Below are 15,519 nucleotides of genomic sequence, written 5' to 3' on the forward strand. Positions count from 1 at the left end.
AAGACGGGCAGGCAACGCCTGCCCGATGGTAGTTAACCGTAGACCGGAAACTTAGCGCACAGTGCTTTGACCTGCTCGCGCACGTTGTTTTCGACCGAATCATCACCCAGGTTGTCGAGTACATCACAGATCCAGCTCGCTACCTGCTTAGCCTCATCAACCTTGAAACCACGACGGGTTATCGCTGGCGTACCCAGGCGCAGACCTGATGTAACAAAGGGTGAACGCGGATCATTGGGCACCGAGTTTTTATTCACGGTAATGAAGGCGCGTCCAAGCGCAGCATCAGCGTCTTTACCTGAGATATCTTTATCAATTAAATCAACCAGGAACAGGTGGTTCTTAGTGCCACCTGAAACAATTTTATAGCCGCGCTGCTGGAGAACTTCAACCATCGCATTGGCGTTATCCAGTACTTGCTGCTGGTAGGCCTTGAATTCAGGTTGCAATGCTTCTTTGAACGCCACCGCTTTAGCCGCAATCACGTGCATCAGCGGACCGCCCTGATTCCCCGGGAACACTGAGCTGTTAAGCTTTTTATGCAGATCCGGATCATCTTTGCCAGACAGGATCAGACCACTACGTGGGCCAGCCAGCGTTTTATGGGTCGTTGTGGTCACTACATCGGCAATAGGCACCGGGTTCGGATACAGACCAGCCGCTACCAGACCCGCCACATGCGCCATGTCAACCAACAGGTAAGCACCTACTTCGTCTGCGATATCGCGGAATTTCTGCCAGTCGATCACGCCTGAGAAAGCCGAGAAACCAGCAATAATCATTTTTGGCTTGTGCTCACGCGCCAGCTCGGCAACCTGTTCGTAATGAATATCACCGCTCTCAGGATGCAGCCCGTACTGAACAGCATTGTAGGTTTTACCGGAGAAGTTTACATGCGACCCGTGCGTCAGGTGCCCGCCGTGATCCAGGCTCATGCCTAACACGGTATCGCCTGCATTCAACAATGCCATGAAGGCGGCGGCATTTGCCTGCGACCCCGCATGCGGCTGCACGTTGGCATAGGTTGCGCCAAACAGCTCTTTCGCACGTTCAATCGCCAGGTTTTCAGCGATATCAACAAATTCACAGCCGCCATAATAGCGTTTGCCCGGATACCCTTCCGCATATTTGTTGGTTAGCTGAGAGCCTTGGGCTTCAAGCACACGAGGGCTGGTATAGTTTTCTGAGGCAATCAGTTCGATATGCTCTTCCTGACGTTTTTCCTCAGCCTGCATGGCGTCCCATAACTCGGCATCAAAATCAGCAATATTCAAATCACGGCTTAACATGGTTACTCCTGGCTGCATTGGAAGCGGCTACGCCTTAGGCGAAACCGCGTAAGCTAAATGAACAGGCGAGCATTATAGCGGTTAATAGCGCCAGGTAAAACCTAAACGCAGCTGGCGACCGGGTTCAAACCAGTCGCGTCGTTCCGCATAACGCTGGTTGCCCAGGTTACTCGCGTGCAGGCTAAGCTCAGCACCCGGTCTCAGCAGCCAGGCCAGTTCGGCGTCCAGGCTCAGGTATCCCGGCAAGGCCTCCCCCTCGCTGGTATACAAGCGGTTCCGGCCATGCCCGCTGAGCGACCAGCGCAGTCGCTGCCCTTGCTGAGTAAGGCGAAGCTGAGCATGGTGACCTGCGCGGTAGGCTAATCGCTGGTTGCTGTCATCGTCACGTGCCCGCTGCCAGGTTAAATGCCCGTGCAGCGACACCGACTCACTCAGTTGCCAGTCACCCGCCGCGGTTACGCCGCGGCTGCTGGCCCGGTCAATGTTCTGTGGCGCCCATAATCCGTTGTCCCCCGGCGCCCAGGCAATTAAACGGCGCCAGCGTTGATAAAAGGGTTGTAAGCGAAACTGAACGCCTTGCTTTACCCTGGTTTTCAGGGTGACCTGAACGGACTGGCTCTTTTCACGCGCTAAATCAGGATTCCCGGCACCTGGCCAGTAGAGGTCATTAAACCCTGGTTCGCGGTAGCCGTTCGCCAGCGCAACGGCACCGCTCCAATGCTGGGTAAGCTGGGCCTTGACCTTTGCCTGAGCAGTTACCACCCAGCTCCCTGACCCCATTCGTTCAACTCGCCAGGCAAAACCAGAGCCTTGACTACTTTGCCATTGGCTAAACAGTGCCAGCCGGGAACGTTGGCTGCGCTGGTAGTCCACCACATTGCTCTGCGCCCGCTCGCGCTGCCATTCAAACCCTCTGCTGATGGTACTTCCAGCCGTGGTTTGTAACTCAGTCAGATAGGCCGCGCGCCAGCGTTTAGTGGAGAAGAGATCGCCCGCACCGGACCAGCTTGCAGCTGAGCTTAGGTGATCGCTGCTGATTGCTTGATCAGTGAAGTGTGACAGGCTCAAACGTCGTTGACGGTTGCCCTGCTCACGAACATGCTCAACCTGGGTCAATGACTGCTCGTTGTCGAGCCACGGCTGGCATCTGAGCGGGGCAAAGGTGACTGCATCGACGCAGTCCTGCTGATAGTCCGCGTCTGTATACTGGCGCTGGTGGCGAACACGTAACGCATTGCCACTGTTCAGCAAACGCTCAAAGTTAATGCTATAAGTCCCAGCCTGGTAGCCGGCTACCGTGCTCCGCTCCGATGACGCCCCTACAAGCGGCGGACTGCGCCGCTGCAGAGCGTAACGCTCGTCACGCAACGCGGCGCTGACCGCGAACTGACTGCGCCCCAGTTGCTGTGACAGACGCAGATACCCGTGACCACCGGCGGTGTCGCCGTCGCCCCTGAGCTGACTTGCTGCGATAACGTTGTCACCATCCGCGCGGGTACGGATATGAACCACCCCGCTCATCGCGCCACTGCCATAAGCGGCAGCCGCCGCGCCCGATATGACTTCCACCGACGCCACCTCGGCAGGGTCGAGAAACTGCAGCAATGGGGTGCCCAGGGTGGTGCTGGTTAACGGCACTCCGTCGAGCAATACCAGCACCTGGCTACTACCACTACCCTGCATCGATAAACTAAGAGCCCCGCCGGGGCCCCCGGTTTGGCGAACCTGCAAACCAGGCGCATGGCGCAGTATATCCGCCATCGTCTCACCGGAGCGATACCCGGATGCCACATTCAGCACCACAGCATCATGCTGCGCCGCCCGCCCGTGGACCTCGATTCGCTCAATATCCGCCGCCGCAAGCGCCAGCAGCATCGCCCACATCACAACCTCATTTAGGTGATTGGCTTGTATTTGATGCGGTGAGGTTCCATTGCATCGGCGCCGAGCTTGTCCTTCATGTAAGCTTCGTAGTCGGTGTAGTTACCTTCGTAGAAGTTAACCTGACCTTCATCACGGTAGTCCAGAATATGGGTCGCGATACGGTCAAGGAACCAACGGTCATGCGAGATCACCATGGCGGCACCGGGGAATTCCAGCAGCGCGTTTTCAAGCGCACGCAGGGTTTCGACGTCAAGGTCATTGGTGGGCTCATCGAGTAACAATAAGTTGCCGCCAGCTTTAAGTAATTTCGCCAGGTGGACGCGGTTACGTTCACCACCGGACAACTCGCCAATACGTTTTTGCTGGTCGTTGCCTTTAAAGTTGAAACGCCCACAATAGGCCCGACTGGGGACTTCATAGCCACCGATAGAAAGAATATCCATCCCTTCGGAGATTTCTTCCCACACGGTTTTCTTGTCATCCATGCTGTCGCGGAACTGATCCACGCTGGCCAGCTTAACGGTTTCACCCACTTCAATGTGGCCGGAATCCGGCTGATCGGCGCCTGAGATCATCTTAAACAGGGTCGACTTACCGGCCCCGTTCGGGCCGATGATGCCAACAATAGCGCCCTTCGGCATGCTAAAGGTCAGGTCATCAATCAGCACGCGATCTCCAAACGACTTGCGCAGGTTAGTCACTTCAAGCACTTTGTCGCCCAAACGCGGGCCAGGTGGAATGTAGAGTTCGTTGGTTTCGTTGCGGCGCTGGTAGTCACCACTTTGCAGCTCTTCAAAACGAGACATCCGCGCTTTAGACTTGCTGCCGCGGCCTTTTGGATTCTGCCGAACCCACTCCAGCTCGCGCTTAATGGATTTCTGACGTGCGCTTTCGCTCTTCTCTTCCTGTTGTAAGCGGGTCTCTTTCTGTTCCAGCCAGCTTGAGTAATTGCCTTCCCACGGAATACCATAACCACGGTCAAGCTCAAGGATCCAACCCGCCACGTTATCAAGGAAATAGCGATCGTGGGTAATAGCTACCACGGTACCTTCGTAGTCATGCAGGAAACGCTCAAGCCATGCCACCGATTCAGCATCAAGGTGGTTGGTCGGCTCATCGAGTAACAACATATCTGGCTTATCTAACAACAGACGACAAATAGCGACCCGACGTCGCTCACCACCAGACAGAACTTTTATCTTTGCATCCCATGGCGGCAGACGAAGCGCATCGGCTGCTTTTTCCAGGGCATGGTCCAGGTTATGGCCGTCTTTTGCCTGCAACAAGGCTTCCAGCTGCCCCTGCTCTTTTGACAAGGCATCGAAGTCAGCGCCTTCTTCAGCGTAGGCTGCATAGATCTCATCCAGCCTGCTCAACGCATCTTTAACATCCGCCAAAGCTTCTTCAACGGTTTCGCGAACGGTTTTATTCTCATCCAGTACTGGTTCCTGCGGCAGGTAACCAATCTTGGTTCCGCTCAACGCCCGTGCTTCCCCTTCAAACTCAGTGTCAACGCCGGCCATAATACGTAGCAGGGTCGATTTACCGGAACCGTTCAGACCCAGCACACCAATCTTTGCGCCAGGAAAAAAGCTCAATGAAATGTCTTTTAAAATAGTACGCTTAGGCGGTACCACTTTGCTGACTCGCAGCATGCTGTAAATATATTGCGCCATAATGTGGCTGGTCCTCATCTTGTACCACCCGGTGCCCAGCACTGAGTGGATCCAGTAGCAATGAATTCAATGATTGTAAGCGGCGGATTCTAGCAGATTATCCTCTAATACCGAACACCTTGTACAAGGTCTCAGGCTGCAACACCTGGTCCGGTTTGCCGACGCTGACTACATGCGCCGACGGCTCACGCCCGAGTAAAACCACCTGGTCACAAAACTGGCGGGCCAGGGCTATGTCATGCATCACAGCTATCACCAGTGCCCCCTGCTCTGCCTGAGCTTTTAATAACTGCATCACCGATTGCTGATGGCGAGGGTCAAGCCCGGCAGTTGGCTCATCGACCAATAACACCCGAGGTGTCGCTGCCAGTACCCGGGCCAGCAGCACGCGTTGTTGCTCGCCCGCCGATAACTCTAAAACAGGCCGCTCTGCAATAGACTGACACTGGCACTGTCGCAGCGCCAGCTCGATGGCGTTTTCAGCTTCCTCTGGTGACCAGTCACGCCGGGCATCGGCCCCCAGGGCAACAATATCGCGCACCGGTAATGACCAGAAAGGCCGCGCCTGCTGTTCGAGGTATCCCTGCCAGCGGGCGCGCTCGCGCATTGGCCGCTGCCGATGCAGCGATGCTAATAGCGTCGTGGCGTCAGCTGCTGCGTCATTTGCGTGCTGCAAATGGACCTCACCTGCCAATGGCCTGAGTAAGCCAGCCACAGTTTTCAGTAAGCAGCTTTTACCCGCGCCGTTTTCCCCCATCAGGGCGTACAGAACGCCGCTGTGGAAGTTAATATCGACGTCTTTTAACAGCTCGGCATGGCGCCGATACCCCGTACTAAGGCCGTTACAAACAAGCTTCATAGGCTTCGCCAGCGACGCTGAGTGGTTAATAAGAGCAAAAAGAAAGGGCCGCCAATCAGGCTCATGAGCACCCCAAGTTTGAGTTCGGTGGCCGGGCTTACTACCTGCACCAGTACATCAACCAATAGCAGCATGGCAGCTCCTAACCAGGCTGACCACCACAGCACTCGGCGTGGATCTTCCCCGCCGATAAAACGGACCATATGCGGTACCATTAAGCCGACAAAGCCAACCACACCAGCCACAGCGACCGCCGCCCCGGTTAACAAGGCCACGCCCAGTAATACCAGCGCGCGCTGCTTGGTCAAATGATAACCCATTGATGCTGCCGTGGTTTCACCAAGGGTCAGCGCGCGTAAAAATCGACCACTAATAACAAGTAACAGTGCGCCCGTTAACATAAACGGCAACACCATCCCGACCTGGGCCAGATCACGATGTGCCACCGACCCCATCAGCCAGAAGCTGATTTCCTGCAGCGCAAAAGGGTTGGGGGCAAAGTTGAGCGCCAGCGCGATGCCCCCACCCAGCATCGCAGACACCGCAACCCCGGCCAGAATCAGAGTTGTCACTGCAGGAGAGCGTCCGGCCAGACTAAGTACCAGCAGGAGTGCAACACAGCTGCCAAGCACTGCACTGAGCGGCAATAACGCCGAATGCCAGCTCACCAGACCAAAATAGAGTACTAATACAGCAGCCAGCGCGGCCCCGGATGAGACCCCGACGATACCAGGCTCAGCCAGGGGGTTGCGCAGCAAAGCCTGCATCGCTGCACCGGCCATCGCTAAGGCCGCGCCCACCAGGGACGCCAGCAACACCCGCGGTAAGCGAATATCACGCAAAATATGCCAGTCTAATTGCGCGGTCGCATCGAGCGCTTCGCCGCGCATCGACATCAGCAAAAGTGACAACGAATCGATCGGGACCGGGCCCGTGTTCAATGCCACTGAGACAATCAGCAGGTAGAGCAATGTTGCCAATGGAACAAAATAAACTGCGCGCATCCGTGGTGTGCTGCTCATAGTGCATCAACCTGAGTACGCAATGCTTCGACGACCGCAGGCAGTTGCTGCGCCATACAGCCGAATAACTCAGCGGGTAAGGTTAACTGAGGCTCTGTCAGCAAAGGGGTTAGCGCACCATGCAACAGATTTCTCGACGCCAGGGCAAACCCCTCGCCCTGTACCACCACCAGGTAATCCGGATCCAGCCGCACTATCTGTTCCGGTAGCAATGTCACCAGCCCGGATCCGGGCGCTGCGTTTACCGCCCCAAGCCGGGTAAGCAATTGGTCCCACAAGGTGTCGGCGGCAAAGCTGTAATGGTTGGCTTGCAACAGCAACACCCGTTTACGCTCGGCTTCAGGTAGAAACAGAGGCTGCGCCCATTCCATCGTTACGTCAATGTGCTGAGCATAGCCTGTCGCCTCAGAATAGCGTTGATAAAACTCGACCAGCTGCGACCAACTGTCGGGTTCGGGAAGTGTAGTAACTGTCACCGAATGTCGACGCAATGCGTCTAACAGAAAGGGATTGCTAAACGGATTCGCCAGCACCAGATCAGGCTGCCAGCGCAGAATCCGTTCCAGATTGCCGGCATGCTGATCGGTTCGCAGTACATGCTCAGCGGCGTCCGGCACCGTGTCTTCAAGCAGCTGGTCAAAGCACATATTGAGCGACACAATTCGCTGGCCCGCATGAGCCGTTGCTGTCTGCAGCAGGATAAAGAAAACGCCCAGGCAAAGCCCCGCGCTCCGCGTCTTCAGGCGACTAGAGTTGGGCGAGGAAGTCATCCAGACGTTGCGCCTGTTCGTCACGCTGTTGTTTGCTTAAAGGAAGACGGTTCATTAGCTCAGTCGTACAGTCAATCACATCGACCAGGCCAACCACACTCCAAAGGTCTTTCTCGAGCTGTTGAGCCTTATGCGCAGCGTATAAGTTGATGTACTTAAACTCTTTGGAAATAAACGCAATATCCGGTTTGCCGGTGCGATTGATCTCCATCCGCAGTAACATCAGACTGCCACTGGCGAGGGCATTTTCAATGAAGGCTTTTTCGATTTCTGCCGACTTAAACTGCGACTTATAGCGCCGCTCAACCTGCACCACGCCGCGCCGGTAACGAAGAAACACATACATTTCCAGCAATTGTGGGCGCGAGTTCTGTTCCAGTTTATTCCAGCGCATTTTCAACTGGCTGCCCATTTGCTCTTTATCCAGGAACGGGCGCAGGCTGGCCTGCTCTGGTCCTTGCGCTAAACCCAGCGAAAGCTCTTTCATAGGCTGGCGCAACGGCGTCACACCCAGCATATCAATACCAAATTCGCCCTTGCTTTCCCGGTGCAGATAAATTGGCAGCGTCATCAGGGCGTGGCTATACAAATTGCGCAAGCACAGCTGCAAGCCATGCAGACTTCCCGACTGGCGGGTATTCAGCACTTCATCCTGATTATTCTTAATCATCTCTTTGATGTATTCACGACCATCATGGGTTTCGCTTTTTACATCCGCGCGCAGGTGCAACGTGGTTTTATCTTTAGCCAGATGCATTACCTCATAACGCAAATGGCCTAAATTAAAACCCTGTGCCCGTTTCGCCAGCTGGATCATATCAATTTCAACGTAGTCACCGGCTTTCACGTCCAGCGCTTCCTCAACATCGACCTGCATGCCCATGGTCGAAATATCGCGCGTTGTGCCTAACAGGGTCCGCTCGCCACCACGCACGCGAACGCGGGTACGATAGCCAAAGCGACTTTCCGATCTAAAATTGACAAAGCTGTAGGCAACCCGCTGCAGTTCCAGTGGAACCTTTCTTGAAACGACAAAGCTTTTCAGCCCAACTAGTTCTTCTTTCTTGCAATGGTAATGTTCGTAACGTGCCGGGTCAGGGGTAATGTCATTGAGCAGGCCGACATGGGTGAGGCCATTAATCTGACGCATCACATCCGGCGCTGGCGGGCGCTGCAGATGCTTCTCCCGTTGCAGAATTTCCTGCGGTAAGGTCACCGGTGACCATGCCTTACCCAGGTCGAGACGGGCAAAACTGAAACTGTAGACTTTAAAGCTATTGGTGCGGCTTGCGTAGGCAAGAAAAATTCGTTTTAACTTCTCGTTCTGGTTCAGTTCAAAGTCAGTTGCCGCGTAAAAATACACGTTCCCCTGGCGTAGCATCTGGAAGGTATAAAAAACCGTGTGCGCATAAGTGCCCGGGTGGTCTTTAAGGTGACGTAGAAAATGACTTAGTCGCTTGCCGGTAAACAAGCCCGGCAACTGGTTCTTATTCTCTTCATTTAACCAGTCATCCAGCACTCCTGCATTGTTCTCAGTTTCGAGCGCCATGGCACTGAACATGCGGTTTTCCTGGCGACGGAAATAAAGCGGCACGCCACTCATTCGCGGAAAATAGAACTGCTCATGTCCTTTCGCGACCACTGCACTATAGGTATTGTCGACGTTGACTTTGTAGCGCCGTTTATAGCCGTTAATAAAGCGTACCAAAAACTCGTCAAATTCTTTGGATTCAAAATCGACATCACGAACCAGACGCAGGTAAAGGAAGTCTTTGCGGCTCTCGATCCCGACCACCTGATAGGGCACCACAAAATTAGGGTCGAAGGTAAATTCCTGCGCTAAGCCGGTAAAGCGAACGCCTAAGGTACTGCCTTCGGTGACATCTAACTCGGGGGTGATTTTGATTTGCATACCACTGACTGAAATATTGGTGGTAATGGCTTCAATATCATCGCCTAAGCCGGTTTTTATCATCACCTGAACGGCGAAGTTCATCCGTTCTTCTTTACGGTGATGGTAGGTACCAAAAGTAAAGTAAGGCGCTTCCAGCGCTTTATCAACCGCCACGGTGACTTCTGCAGTGGTTTTTTCACCGGCTGAGGCTTCACCTGGAATTAGCGGGGTTTCCTCCGCGATGGCGCGTCGTTTAGCCGCCGCGAGCGCTCGTGCTCGCTCCCGTTTTGCGATAATGCGGAAATTATTCTCAGCGTTATGGACCTGCTCATAGGTATCTTCGGTGTAGACACCGCGGTAATGGGATAAACCGGATTCAAAGATACTAATTGCGACATCGTCCATATAATGGACGAACCCCTTGTGTTTATAAGGGCGGCAGTGGCCATCAACACGCTTACGCAGATCAATTGCTTTGCGACACGGCCGCGCAAGCCGACGTAATTCGGCCTTCAGCTTGAAGCGCTCAGGGCCTGACAGGTCAGTGGTTAGGGCTGAAAAGATCGAGTCAAACTCCGGTTCGTTGACAACCGGTTTGAGTTGTTCGATTAATTGTTGCTTGGCAACAGTATCCATTTTTGCGCTATCCTGCGTGTCTCTTTTGATTTGTTATCACGGGAAGTATTGTCGCCATTATGAAAAGACTTGCGTGGAATGTCGATACTTTAACGCAGATCTGACACTAATTGCCAATTCGTCGCTAGTTATAAGGTACCTCAACCCGCATGGCCAAGAGTAAACAAAAAACCGCTTACATATGCACCGACTGTGGCGCTGACTATCCCCGCTGGATGGGACAGTGCAGTGAATGCAAAGCCTGGAATACCATTTCCGAAGTCCGCCTGGGGGCCGCTCAGAGCACGCGCACCCCGGCCGGAAGAGCCGGTTTTACAGGTCTGGTCGACGCTAAGGTGCAAACCCTCAGTGAAGTGGACTTGCAGCAGGTCCCACGATTCAGTTCTGGTTTTGCTGAACTGGACCGGGTGTTGGGTGGTGGCGTCGTGCCAGGCTCGGCCATTCTGATTGGTGGGTCCCCCGGTGCCGGTAAAAGCACCTTGTTATTACAGACCATGTGCCTCCTTGGCGAGCGAATGAACGCGTTGTATGTAACCGGCGAGGAATCCTTGCAACAGGTTGCCATGCGCGCCCAGCGCCTGCAATTACCGACCAACAAATTGCGCATGCTGGCAGAAACATCGATTGAAACCATCTGTCAGTTGGCTGATCAGGAAAAACCAGCGGTCATGGTTATCGACTCGATCCAGGTCATGCACCTGAGCGATATCCAGTCGGCGCCCGGCAGTGTCTCGCAGGTGCGCGAAACAGCTGCTTACCTGACCCGTTACGCCAAACAAAATAACGTGGCCATTATTATGGTCGGGCACGTGACCAAAGACGGTTCGCTGGCAGGTCCAAAAGTCCTTGAGCACTGCATTGACTGCTCAATCATCCTCGATGGTGATGGCGACTCGCGTTACCGCACCTTACGCGGCACCAAAAACCGCTTTGGGGCAGTCAACGAACTGGGTGTGTTTGCGATGACCGGCGCTGGGCTGAAAGAAGTCAAAAACCCCTCCGCTATTTTCCTCTCACGGGCCGATGAACATGGTAGCGGCTCCGTGGTCATGGTGATCTGGGAAGGAACGCGACCACTGCTGGTGGAAATTCAGGCGCTGGTGGACCATTCACAGTTGGCCAATCCTCGCCGGGTCGCGGTCGGCACCGAGCAAAATCGGCTGGCCCTGTTACTGGCAGTGCTCCATCGCCATGGTGGCCTCGCCCTGGGTGATCAGGACGTATTCGTGAACGTGGTGGGTGGTGTTCGTGTGGCCGAAACTGGCTCTGATCTGGCGTTATTGCTGGCCATTGTATCCAGTTTTAAGAACAGAGAACTGCCGCGTGATCTGATTGTGTTTGGCGAAGTCGGTCTGGCAGGTGAAATACGCCCGGTTACCAATGGCAGTGAACGTTTAAATGAAGCTGCAAAACACGGCTTTAAACGAGCGATTGTTCCGGTTGCCAACGCGCCTAAACAGCCTCCGGCAGGCATGCAGATCATCACCGTGAAAACGGTGGCTGACGCGTTAGAGCAAATCTGATTCAGCGATGAGGGCAGACCTTTAGCAATTGAGGTTAAACAGCCGGCGTGAGTTCTGCCATAGCGCCTCGCGCAAGACCTCAGGGGGCTCAGAGCGAAGGCTGCACAATGCATCAAATACCCGGGTGATATAAGCCGGTTCGTTGCGCTGCCCTTGTTTGCCACAGGTCGGCATATCCGGACTGTCCGTTTCCAGCAGTAAAGCATGTAATGGCAACGCGCCGATAGCCGCACGGGTCTTGCGGGCGCGGGTATAGGTAATGACGCCGCCGACCCCAAGCGAGAAGCCCTGCTCAACCCACGCCTCAGCCTGTTGCTGGCTGCCACTGAATGCGTGTACCACCCCTCGGGTAAGACCGCTGTCACGTACCATTTTTAAAATTTCATCAAGGGTTTTGCGGTGATGCAAAATAACTGGCAAGTCAAACTCCACGGCTATTTGCAGTTGCGCCTGCAATAACTGCCGTTGTTTATCCATTGCCTCACAGGTGGCATCCAGACCTATCTCACCGACTGCCACCGCCCCCCCTTTACCAAGCTCGATGCTAAGCTGCTCAAGGTCTGACTGCTGGTGTTCTGCAATAAAGTAAGGGTGCAAACCAAAGGCGTTGTGCCAGTTCTGATAGTGTCTCGCGAAATTGCGTTGTTGAGCCCAGCTAGCTTTGCTAACGCCGGGCACCACCAGATGCGTCACCCCAACCTGATGCGCGCGCATCAGCATCTCCGCGCGGTCATCATCAAATTCAGTGAAGTTTAAATGGCAATGGGTGTCTATTAGTGCAGCCATGGGACTACTCTACAGGCGGAACCTGACGGGGACGTCGTTTTAGCAGCGCGGCGGCAAACAGCATACCGGCAACCACAGCGAGGAAAAGCATGAAGCCGGTCTTTTGCTGATAGTCGCGCTGATAAATGCGTGAGTCAGACATGATCCGATTGTAGTCAAAGGTAATGCGCATAAAGCCAATTGCATCGCCTTCTTCTTCAATTGGTTGCACCATGGGCACCGCCCACATTGGGGCTGGCAGGCTGTTGAGAAAAGTCTGCACGGGCAGGTCGTGACCCGCCCGGATCAATGATTGACCCTGCGCATCCTGGATCGACACTTCAAGAATAGCCTCCTGACGCCGCAAATGTTCAGCCAAGCCCTGCAGCGCATCCACATTGTCGTCCGAAATCCAGACCCGGGCTTCATGCGAAGCCTGAGCAAGAATCACTCGCGCCAATTGTTCGGTATGCAGGATACGCACATCCTCGCCGCGTTGCTCAGCTCCAAACCAGGTTAGCGCAATCCAAAGGATAAGCGCTAAGGCGACCAGCAGCTGCAGAATGCGTCGATATAGATGTTCACCGGTCACAAACCAGTGCTTGGTCCAATCAATCAAGGTCTCTTTCATGCTGGTCATACTATAATAAAGCGTGCCGACACGCTAGCTTTTGACAGATTGATAGCTGGTTTACCCCGCCACCCCGTAAGTAGTTCATTTAGCGTCGTTATTCTTTGCTAAAATTGGTACTTAGCGCTTTAATAAAGCGACCGTTCCCTGAGAGCCAAGACACAACAAAAATAAGGATTCGTCGTGAGTACTCAAGCAGCAGGCCGCCCCCGGCCAGCCCCCATATTGGCCGAACGCGGCATGGCTGTGTTCGATATGGACTCCACCTTAATTGACATGGAATGCATTGATGCAATCGCGGCGGCAGCAGGCTGCGGTGAAAAGGTAGCGGCTATTACTGAACGCGCGATGCGCGGTGAAATTGATTTTGTGGCAAGTTTAACTGAACGCGTGGCCGCGCTTAAAGGAGTCCACCTTGAAGTCCTCGATACCATTCGCGACGAGCTGCCGGTGATGCCGGGGGTAGCGGAGTTATTAACGACACTACGTGAACGACGCTGGCGCACGGTGCTGGTGTCCGGTGGCTTTACCTGGTTTGCGGATGAACTGGCGCGACGCTTTAATTTTGACGTGGTGGTCAGCAACTACCTGGAGATTGATGACAACGACTGCCTCACGGGTACGCTCGGTGGCCGGATCGTCGATGCAGAGGTAAAAGCGGACACCCTGGTACAATTGACGAATCAATATGGCTTACCGCGTTCGCAGGTGCTTGCGGTCGGCGACGGCGCGAACGACCTGCCCATGTTACAGGCCGCCGGTTTTGGCATCGCGTTTATGGCCAAACCAATACTGCGCGACGTTGCCGATTACTGCCTCGACGAGAAAGATCTGTCGCGCATCCTCACCCTCTTACGTTAGCCTGCACGGCCACTCAGAGAACATATCGCGCGCAGCAGATCAGTGCTCGCGCGTATGCTCAAATTCAATATCCGGATAGCGTTCCTGAGTTAAGCTCAGGTTGGCCATGGTGGGTGCGATATAGGTCAGATTGTCGCCCCCATCCAACGCCAGGTTATGCTCGGCTTTGCGACGGAACTCATCAAGCTTCTTCGAATCGTTCGAATACACCCAGCGTGCGGTCGCTACCTGAATATTCTCGTAAATGGCATCGACGTTGTATTCAGATTTAAGGCGATGTACCACAACGTCAAACTGCAGTACCCCGACCGCACCAACAATCAAGTCGTTGCTGATTAACGGACGAAAAACCTGCACTGCGCCTTCTTCTGACAACTGCACCAGCCCTTTTAATAACTGCTTCTGTTTGAGTGGATCTTTTAACCGGATACGACGGAAAAGTTCCGGCGCGAAGTTTGGAATGCCAGCAAATTTAAAGTCATCGCCAGCAGTGAAGGTATCGCCAATCTGGATCGTGCCGTGGTTATGCAAACCGATAATATCACCGGGAAAAGCTTCGTCCACGTGGGCCCGGTCACCGGCGAGAAAGGTCAGCGCATCCGCAATACGTACATCTTTACCAAGACGTACGTGCTTCATTTTCATGCCCTTTTCGTATTTGCCCGAGACAATGCGCATGAACGCAACGCGGTCACGGTGTTTCGGGTCCATATTGGCCTGGATTTTAAACACGAACCCGGAAAAATCGGGCGAATCCGCAGACACCGTCTGTGCTTTATCCGTTTCCCGGCCCAGCGGGGTCGGCGCCCAATCAACCAGGCCATCCAGCATATGGTCGACACCAAAGTTGCCCAACGCGGTACCGAAAAACACCGGGGTTAACTCACCTGCCATGAACATTTCCTGATCGAACTCATTCGAGGCACCGCGAACCAGATCAATCTGTTCACGCAACTCTTCGGCCCACACTCCAATGCGCTTATCCAGCTCAGGATTATCCAGCCCTTTAATGATATCGACTTCCTGAATACGATGACCCTGGCCGCTCTTATAGAAAATGGTTTCGTCGCGGATCAGGTGGTAAACGCCTTTAAAGTTTTTCCCTGACCCAATCGGCCAGGTAATCGGCGCACACATGATTTTCAGAACATTCTCTACTTCATCCAGCAGTTCAAACGGGTCGCGTGTATCCCGATCCACCTTGTTCATAAAGGTCAGAATCGGCGTGTCGCGCAGCCGTGTAACGTCCATCAGTTTGATGGTTCTGGTCTCTACACCTTTAGCACTGTCAATTACCATCAGGCAGGAATCGACCGCAGTGAGTGTACGGTAGGTATCTTCAGAGAAATCTTCATGGCCCGGCGTGTCTAACAAGTTGACCAGCTCGTCATGATAGGGAAACTGCATCACCGAGGTGGTCACTGAGATACCCCGTTCCTTCTCCATCTCCATCCAGTCTGACTTGGCGTGTTGTCCCGATTTTTTACCTTTAACGGTACCCGCCTTTTGCAGCTTCTGGCCATGCAAAAGTACTTTCTCGGTGATCGTGGTTTTACCCGCATCAGGGTGCGAAATAATCGCAAAAGTACGCCGTTTAGCTACTTCAGCAGCCACTTCCTTCGCCAACTCAGACATGCACTCACTCTATTTACTAGTTACCCAATTATAGGCACGAATTCTACACCATCCCGCCGCTTCATGAAACGAGC

General features: G+C 54.0%; 12 protein-coding genes. 2 read left to right on the forward strand and 10 right to left on the reverse strand.

Annotated features, from left to right (window positions below):
- Window positions 1-32: 32 nt before the first annotated feature.
- From glyA to CWE12_RS11800, 7 genes are all read right to left on the reverse strand, one after another.
- Window positions 33-1,289 carry a serine hydroxymethyltransferase gene (gene glyA, locus CWE12_RS11770; protein WP_126789898.1) on the reverse strand — a complete coding sequence of 419 codons (1,257 nt, stop codon included), beginning with the start codon at window positions 1,287-1,289 and terminating at the stop codon, window positions 33-35.
- Window positions 1,290-1,370: 81 nt separating this feature from the next.
- Window positions 1,371-3,173, reverse strand: a complete 1,803-nt coding sequence (locus tag CWE12_RS11775) for a TonB-dependent receptor plug domain-containing protein (protein WP_126789899.1) — start codon at window positions 3,171-3,173, stop codon at window positions 1,371-1,373.
- 11 nt (window positions 3,174-3,184) lie between these two features.
- On the reverse strand, window positions 3,185-4,849 hold the full coding sequence (ettA, locus tag CWE12_RS11780; protein ID WP_126789900.1) for an energy-dependent translational throttle protein EttA: 1,665 nt from the start codon (window positions 4,847-4,849) through the stop codon (window positions 3,185-3,187).
- 97 nt (window positions 4,850-4,946) lie between these two features.
- Window positions 4,947-5,708, reverse strand: a complete 762-nt coding sequence (locus CWE12_RS11785) for an ABC transporter ATP-binding protein (protein WP_126789901.1) — start codon at window positions 5,706-5,708, stop codon at window positions 4,947-4,949.
- Window positions 5,705-6,730, reverse strand: coding sequence for a FecCD family ABC transporter permease (locus CWE12_RS11790; RefSeq protein WP_198675748.1), 1,026 nt, complete (start codon window positions 6,728-6,730; stop codon window positions 5,705-5,707). Before CWE12_RS11790 ends, CWE12_RS11785 begins: the two co-directional genes overlap by 4 nt.
- Entirely contained in the window at window positions 6,727-7,500 is a 774-nt protein-coding gene (locus tag CWE12_RS11795) for an ABC transporter substrate-binding protein (RefSeq protein WP_126789902.1), read from the reverse strand. The genes CWE12_RS11790 and CWE12_RS11795 overlap by 4 nt, the downstream gene beginning before the upstream one ends.
- The gene (locus CWE12_RS11800; RefSeq protein ID WP_126789903.1) at window positions 7,478-10,030 is read right to left on the reverse strand and encodes a PilZ domain-containing protein; all 2,553 of its coding nucleotides are present in this window, start codon (window positions 10,028-10,030) and stop codon (window positions 7,478-7,480) included. The genes CWE12_RS11795 and CWE12_RS11800 overlap by 23 nt, the downstream gene beginning before the upstream one ends.
- Window positions 10,031-10,179: 149 nt before the next feature.
- Between CWE12_RS11800 and radA the strand changes: the two genes are divergently transcribed.
- Window positions 10,180-11,553, forward strand: a complete 1,374-nt coding sequence (radA, locus tag CWE12_RS11805) for a DNA repair protein RadA (protein ID WP_126789904.1) — start codon at window positions 10,180-10,182, stop codon at window positions 11,551-11,553.
- Window positions 11,554-11,574: 21 nt separating this feature from the next.
- Here radA and CWE12_RS11810 read toward each other — a convergent pair whose 3' ends face one another.
- Both CWE12_RS11810 and CWE12_RS11815 read right to left on the reverse strand, forming a co-directional pair.
- Window positions 11,575-12,339 (reverse strand): TatD family hydrolase, encoded by a 765-nt coding sequence (locus CWE12_RS11810; protein WP_126789905.1) that lies wholly within the window; start codon window positions 12,337-12,339, stop codon window positions 11,575-11,577.
- Window positions 12,340-12,343: 4 nt separating this feature from the next.
- Window positions 12,344-12,949: an AhpA/YtjB family protein gene (locus CWE12_RS11815; protein ID WP_157981972.1), complete on the reverse strand. Its 606-nt coding sequence runs from the start codon at window positions 12,947-12,949 to the stop codon at window positions 12,344-12,346.
- Between the two features lie 183 nt (window positions 12,950-13,132).
- Here CWE12_RS11815 and serB point away from each other — a divergent pair, with 183 nt between their 5' ends.
- On the forward strand, window positions 13,133-13,810 hold the full coding sequence (gene serB / locus CWE12_RS11820; protein ID WP_241984202.1) for a phosphoserine phosphatase SerB: 678 nt from the start codon (window positions 13,133-13,135) through the stop codon (window positions 13,808-13,810).
- Window positions 13,811-13,849: 39 nt separating this feature from the next.
- Here serB and prfC read toward each other — a convergent pair whose 3' ends face one another.
- A complete protein-coding gene (gene prfC / locus CWE12_RS11825) occupies window positions 13,850-15,445 on the reverse strand; it encodes a peptide chain release factor 3 (RefSeq protein ID WP_126789907.1) in 1,596 nt (531 codons plus the stop codon).
- Window positions 15,446-15,519 lie beyond the last annotated feature (74 nt).

The sequence above is a fragment of the Aliidiomarina sedimenti genome (assembly GCF_003986955.1).
In the GTDB taxonomy this organism is placed as follows: domain Bacteria; phylum Pseudomonadota; class Gammaproteobacteria; order Enterobacterales; family Alteromonadaceae; genus Aliidiomarina; species Aliidiomarina sedimenti.

Bases quoted from the DNA above. Each gene is read 5' to 3' on its own strand.
- glyA (WP_126789898.1), bottom strand. From the start codon at position 1,289: ATGTTAAGCCGTGATTTGAATATTGCTGATTTTGATGCCGAGTTATGG.
- CWE12_RS11775 (WP_126789899.1), bottom strand. From the start codon at position 3,173: ATGTGGGCGATGCTGCTGGCGCTTGCGGCGGCGGATATTGAGCGAATC.
- ettA (WP_126789900.1), bottom strand. From the start codon at position 4,849: ATGGCGCAATATATTTACAGCATGCTGCGAGTCAGCAAAGTGGTACCG.
- CWE12_RS11785 (WP_126789901.1), bottom strand. From the start codon at position 5,708: ATGAAGCTTGTTTGTAACGGCCTTAGTACGGGGTATCGGCGCCATGCC.
- CWE12_RS11790 (WP_198675748.1), bottom strand. From the start codon at position 6,730: ATGAGCAGCACACCACGGATGCGCGCAGTTTATTTTGTTCCATTGGCA.
- CWE12_RS11795 (WP_126789902.1), bottom strand. From the start codon at position 7,500: ATGACTTCCTCGCCCAACTCTAGTCGCCTGAAGACGCGGAGCGCGGGG.
- CWE12_RS11800 (WP_126789903.1), bottom strand. From the start codon at position 10,030: ATGGATACTGTTGCCAAGCAACAATTAATCGAACAACTCAAACCGGTT.
- radA (WP_126789904.1), top strand. From the start codon at position 10,180: ATGGCCAAGAGTAAACAAAAAACCGCTTACATATGCACCGACTGTGGC.
- CWE12_RS11810 (WP_126789905.1), bottom strand. From the start codon at position 12,339: ATGGCTGCACTAATAGACACCCATTGCCATTTAAACTTCACTGAATTT.
- CWE12_RS11815 (WP_157981972.1), bottom strand. From the start codon at position 12,949: ATGAAAGAGACCTTGATTGATTGGACCAAGCACTGGTTTGTGACCGGT.
- prfC (WP_126789907.1), bottom strand. From the start codon at position 15,445: ATGTCTGAGTTGGCGAAGGAAGTGGCTGCTGAAGTAGCTAAACGGCGT.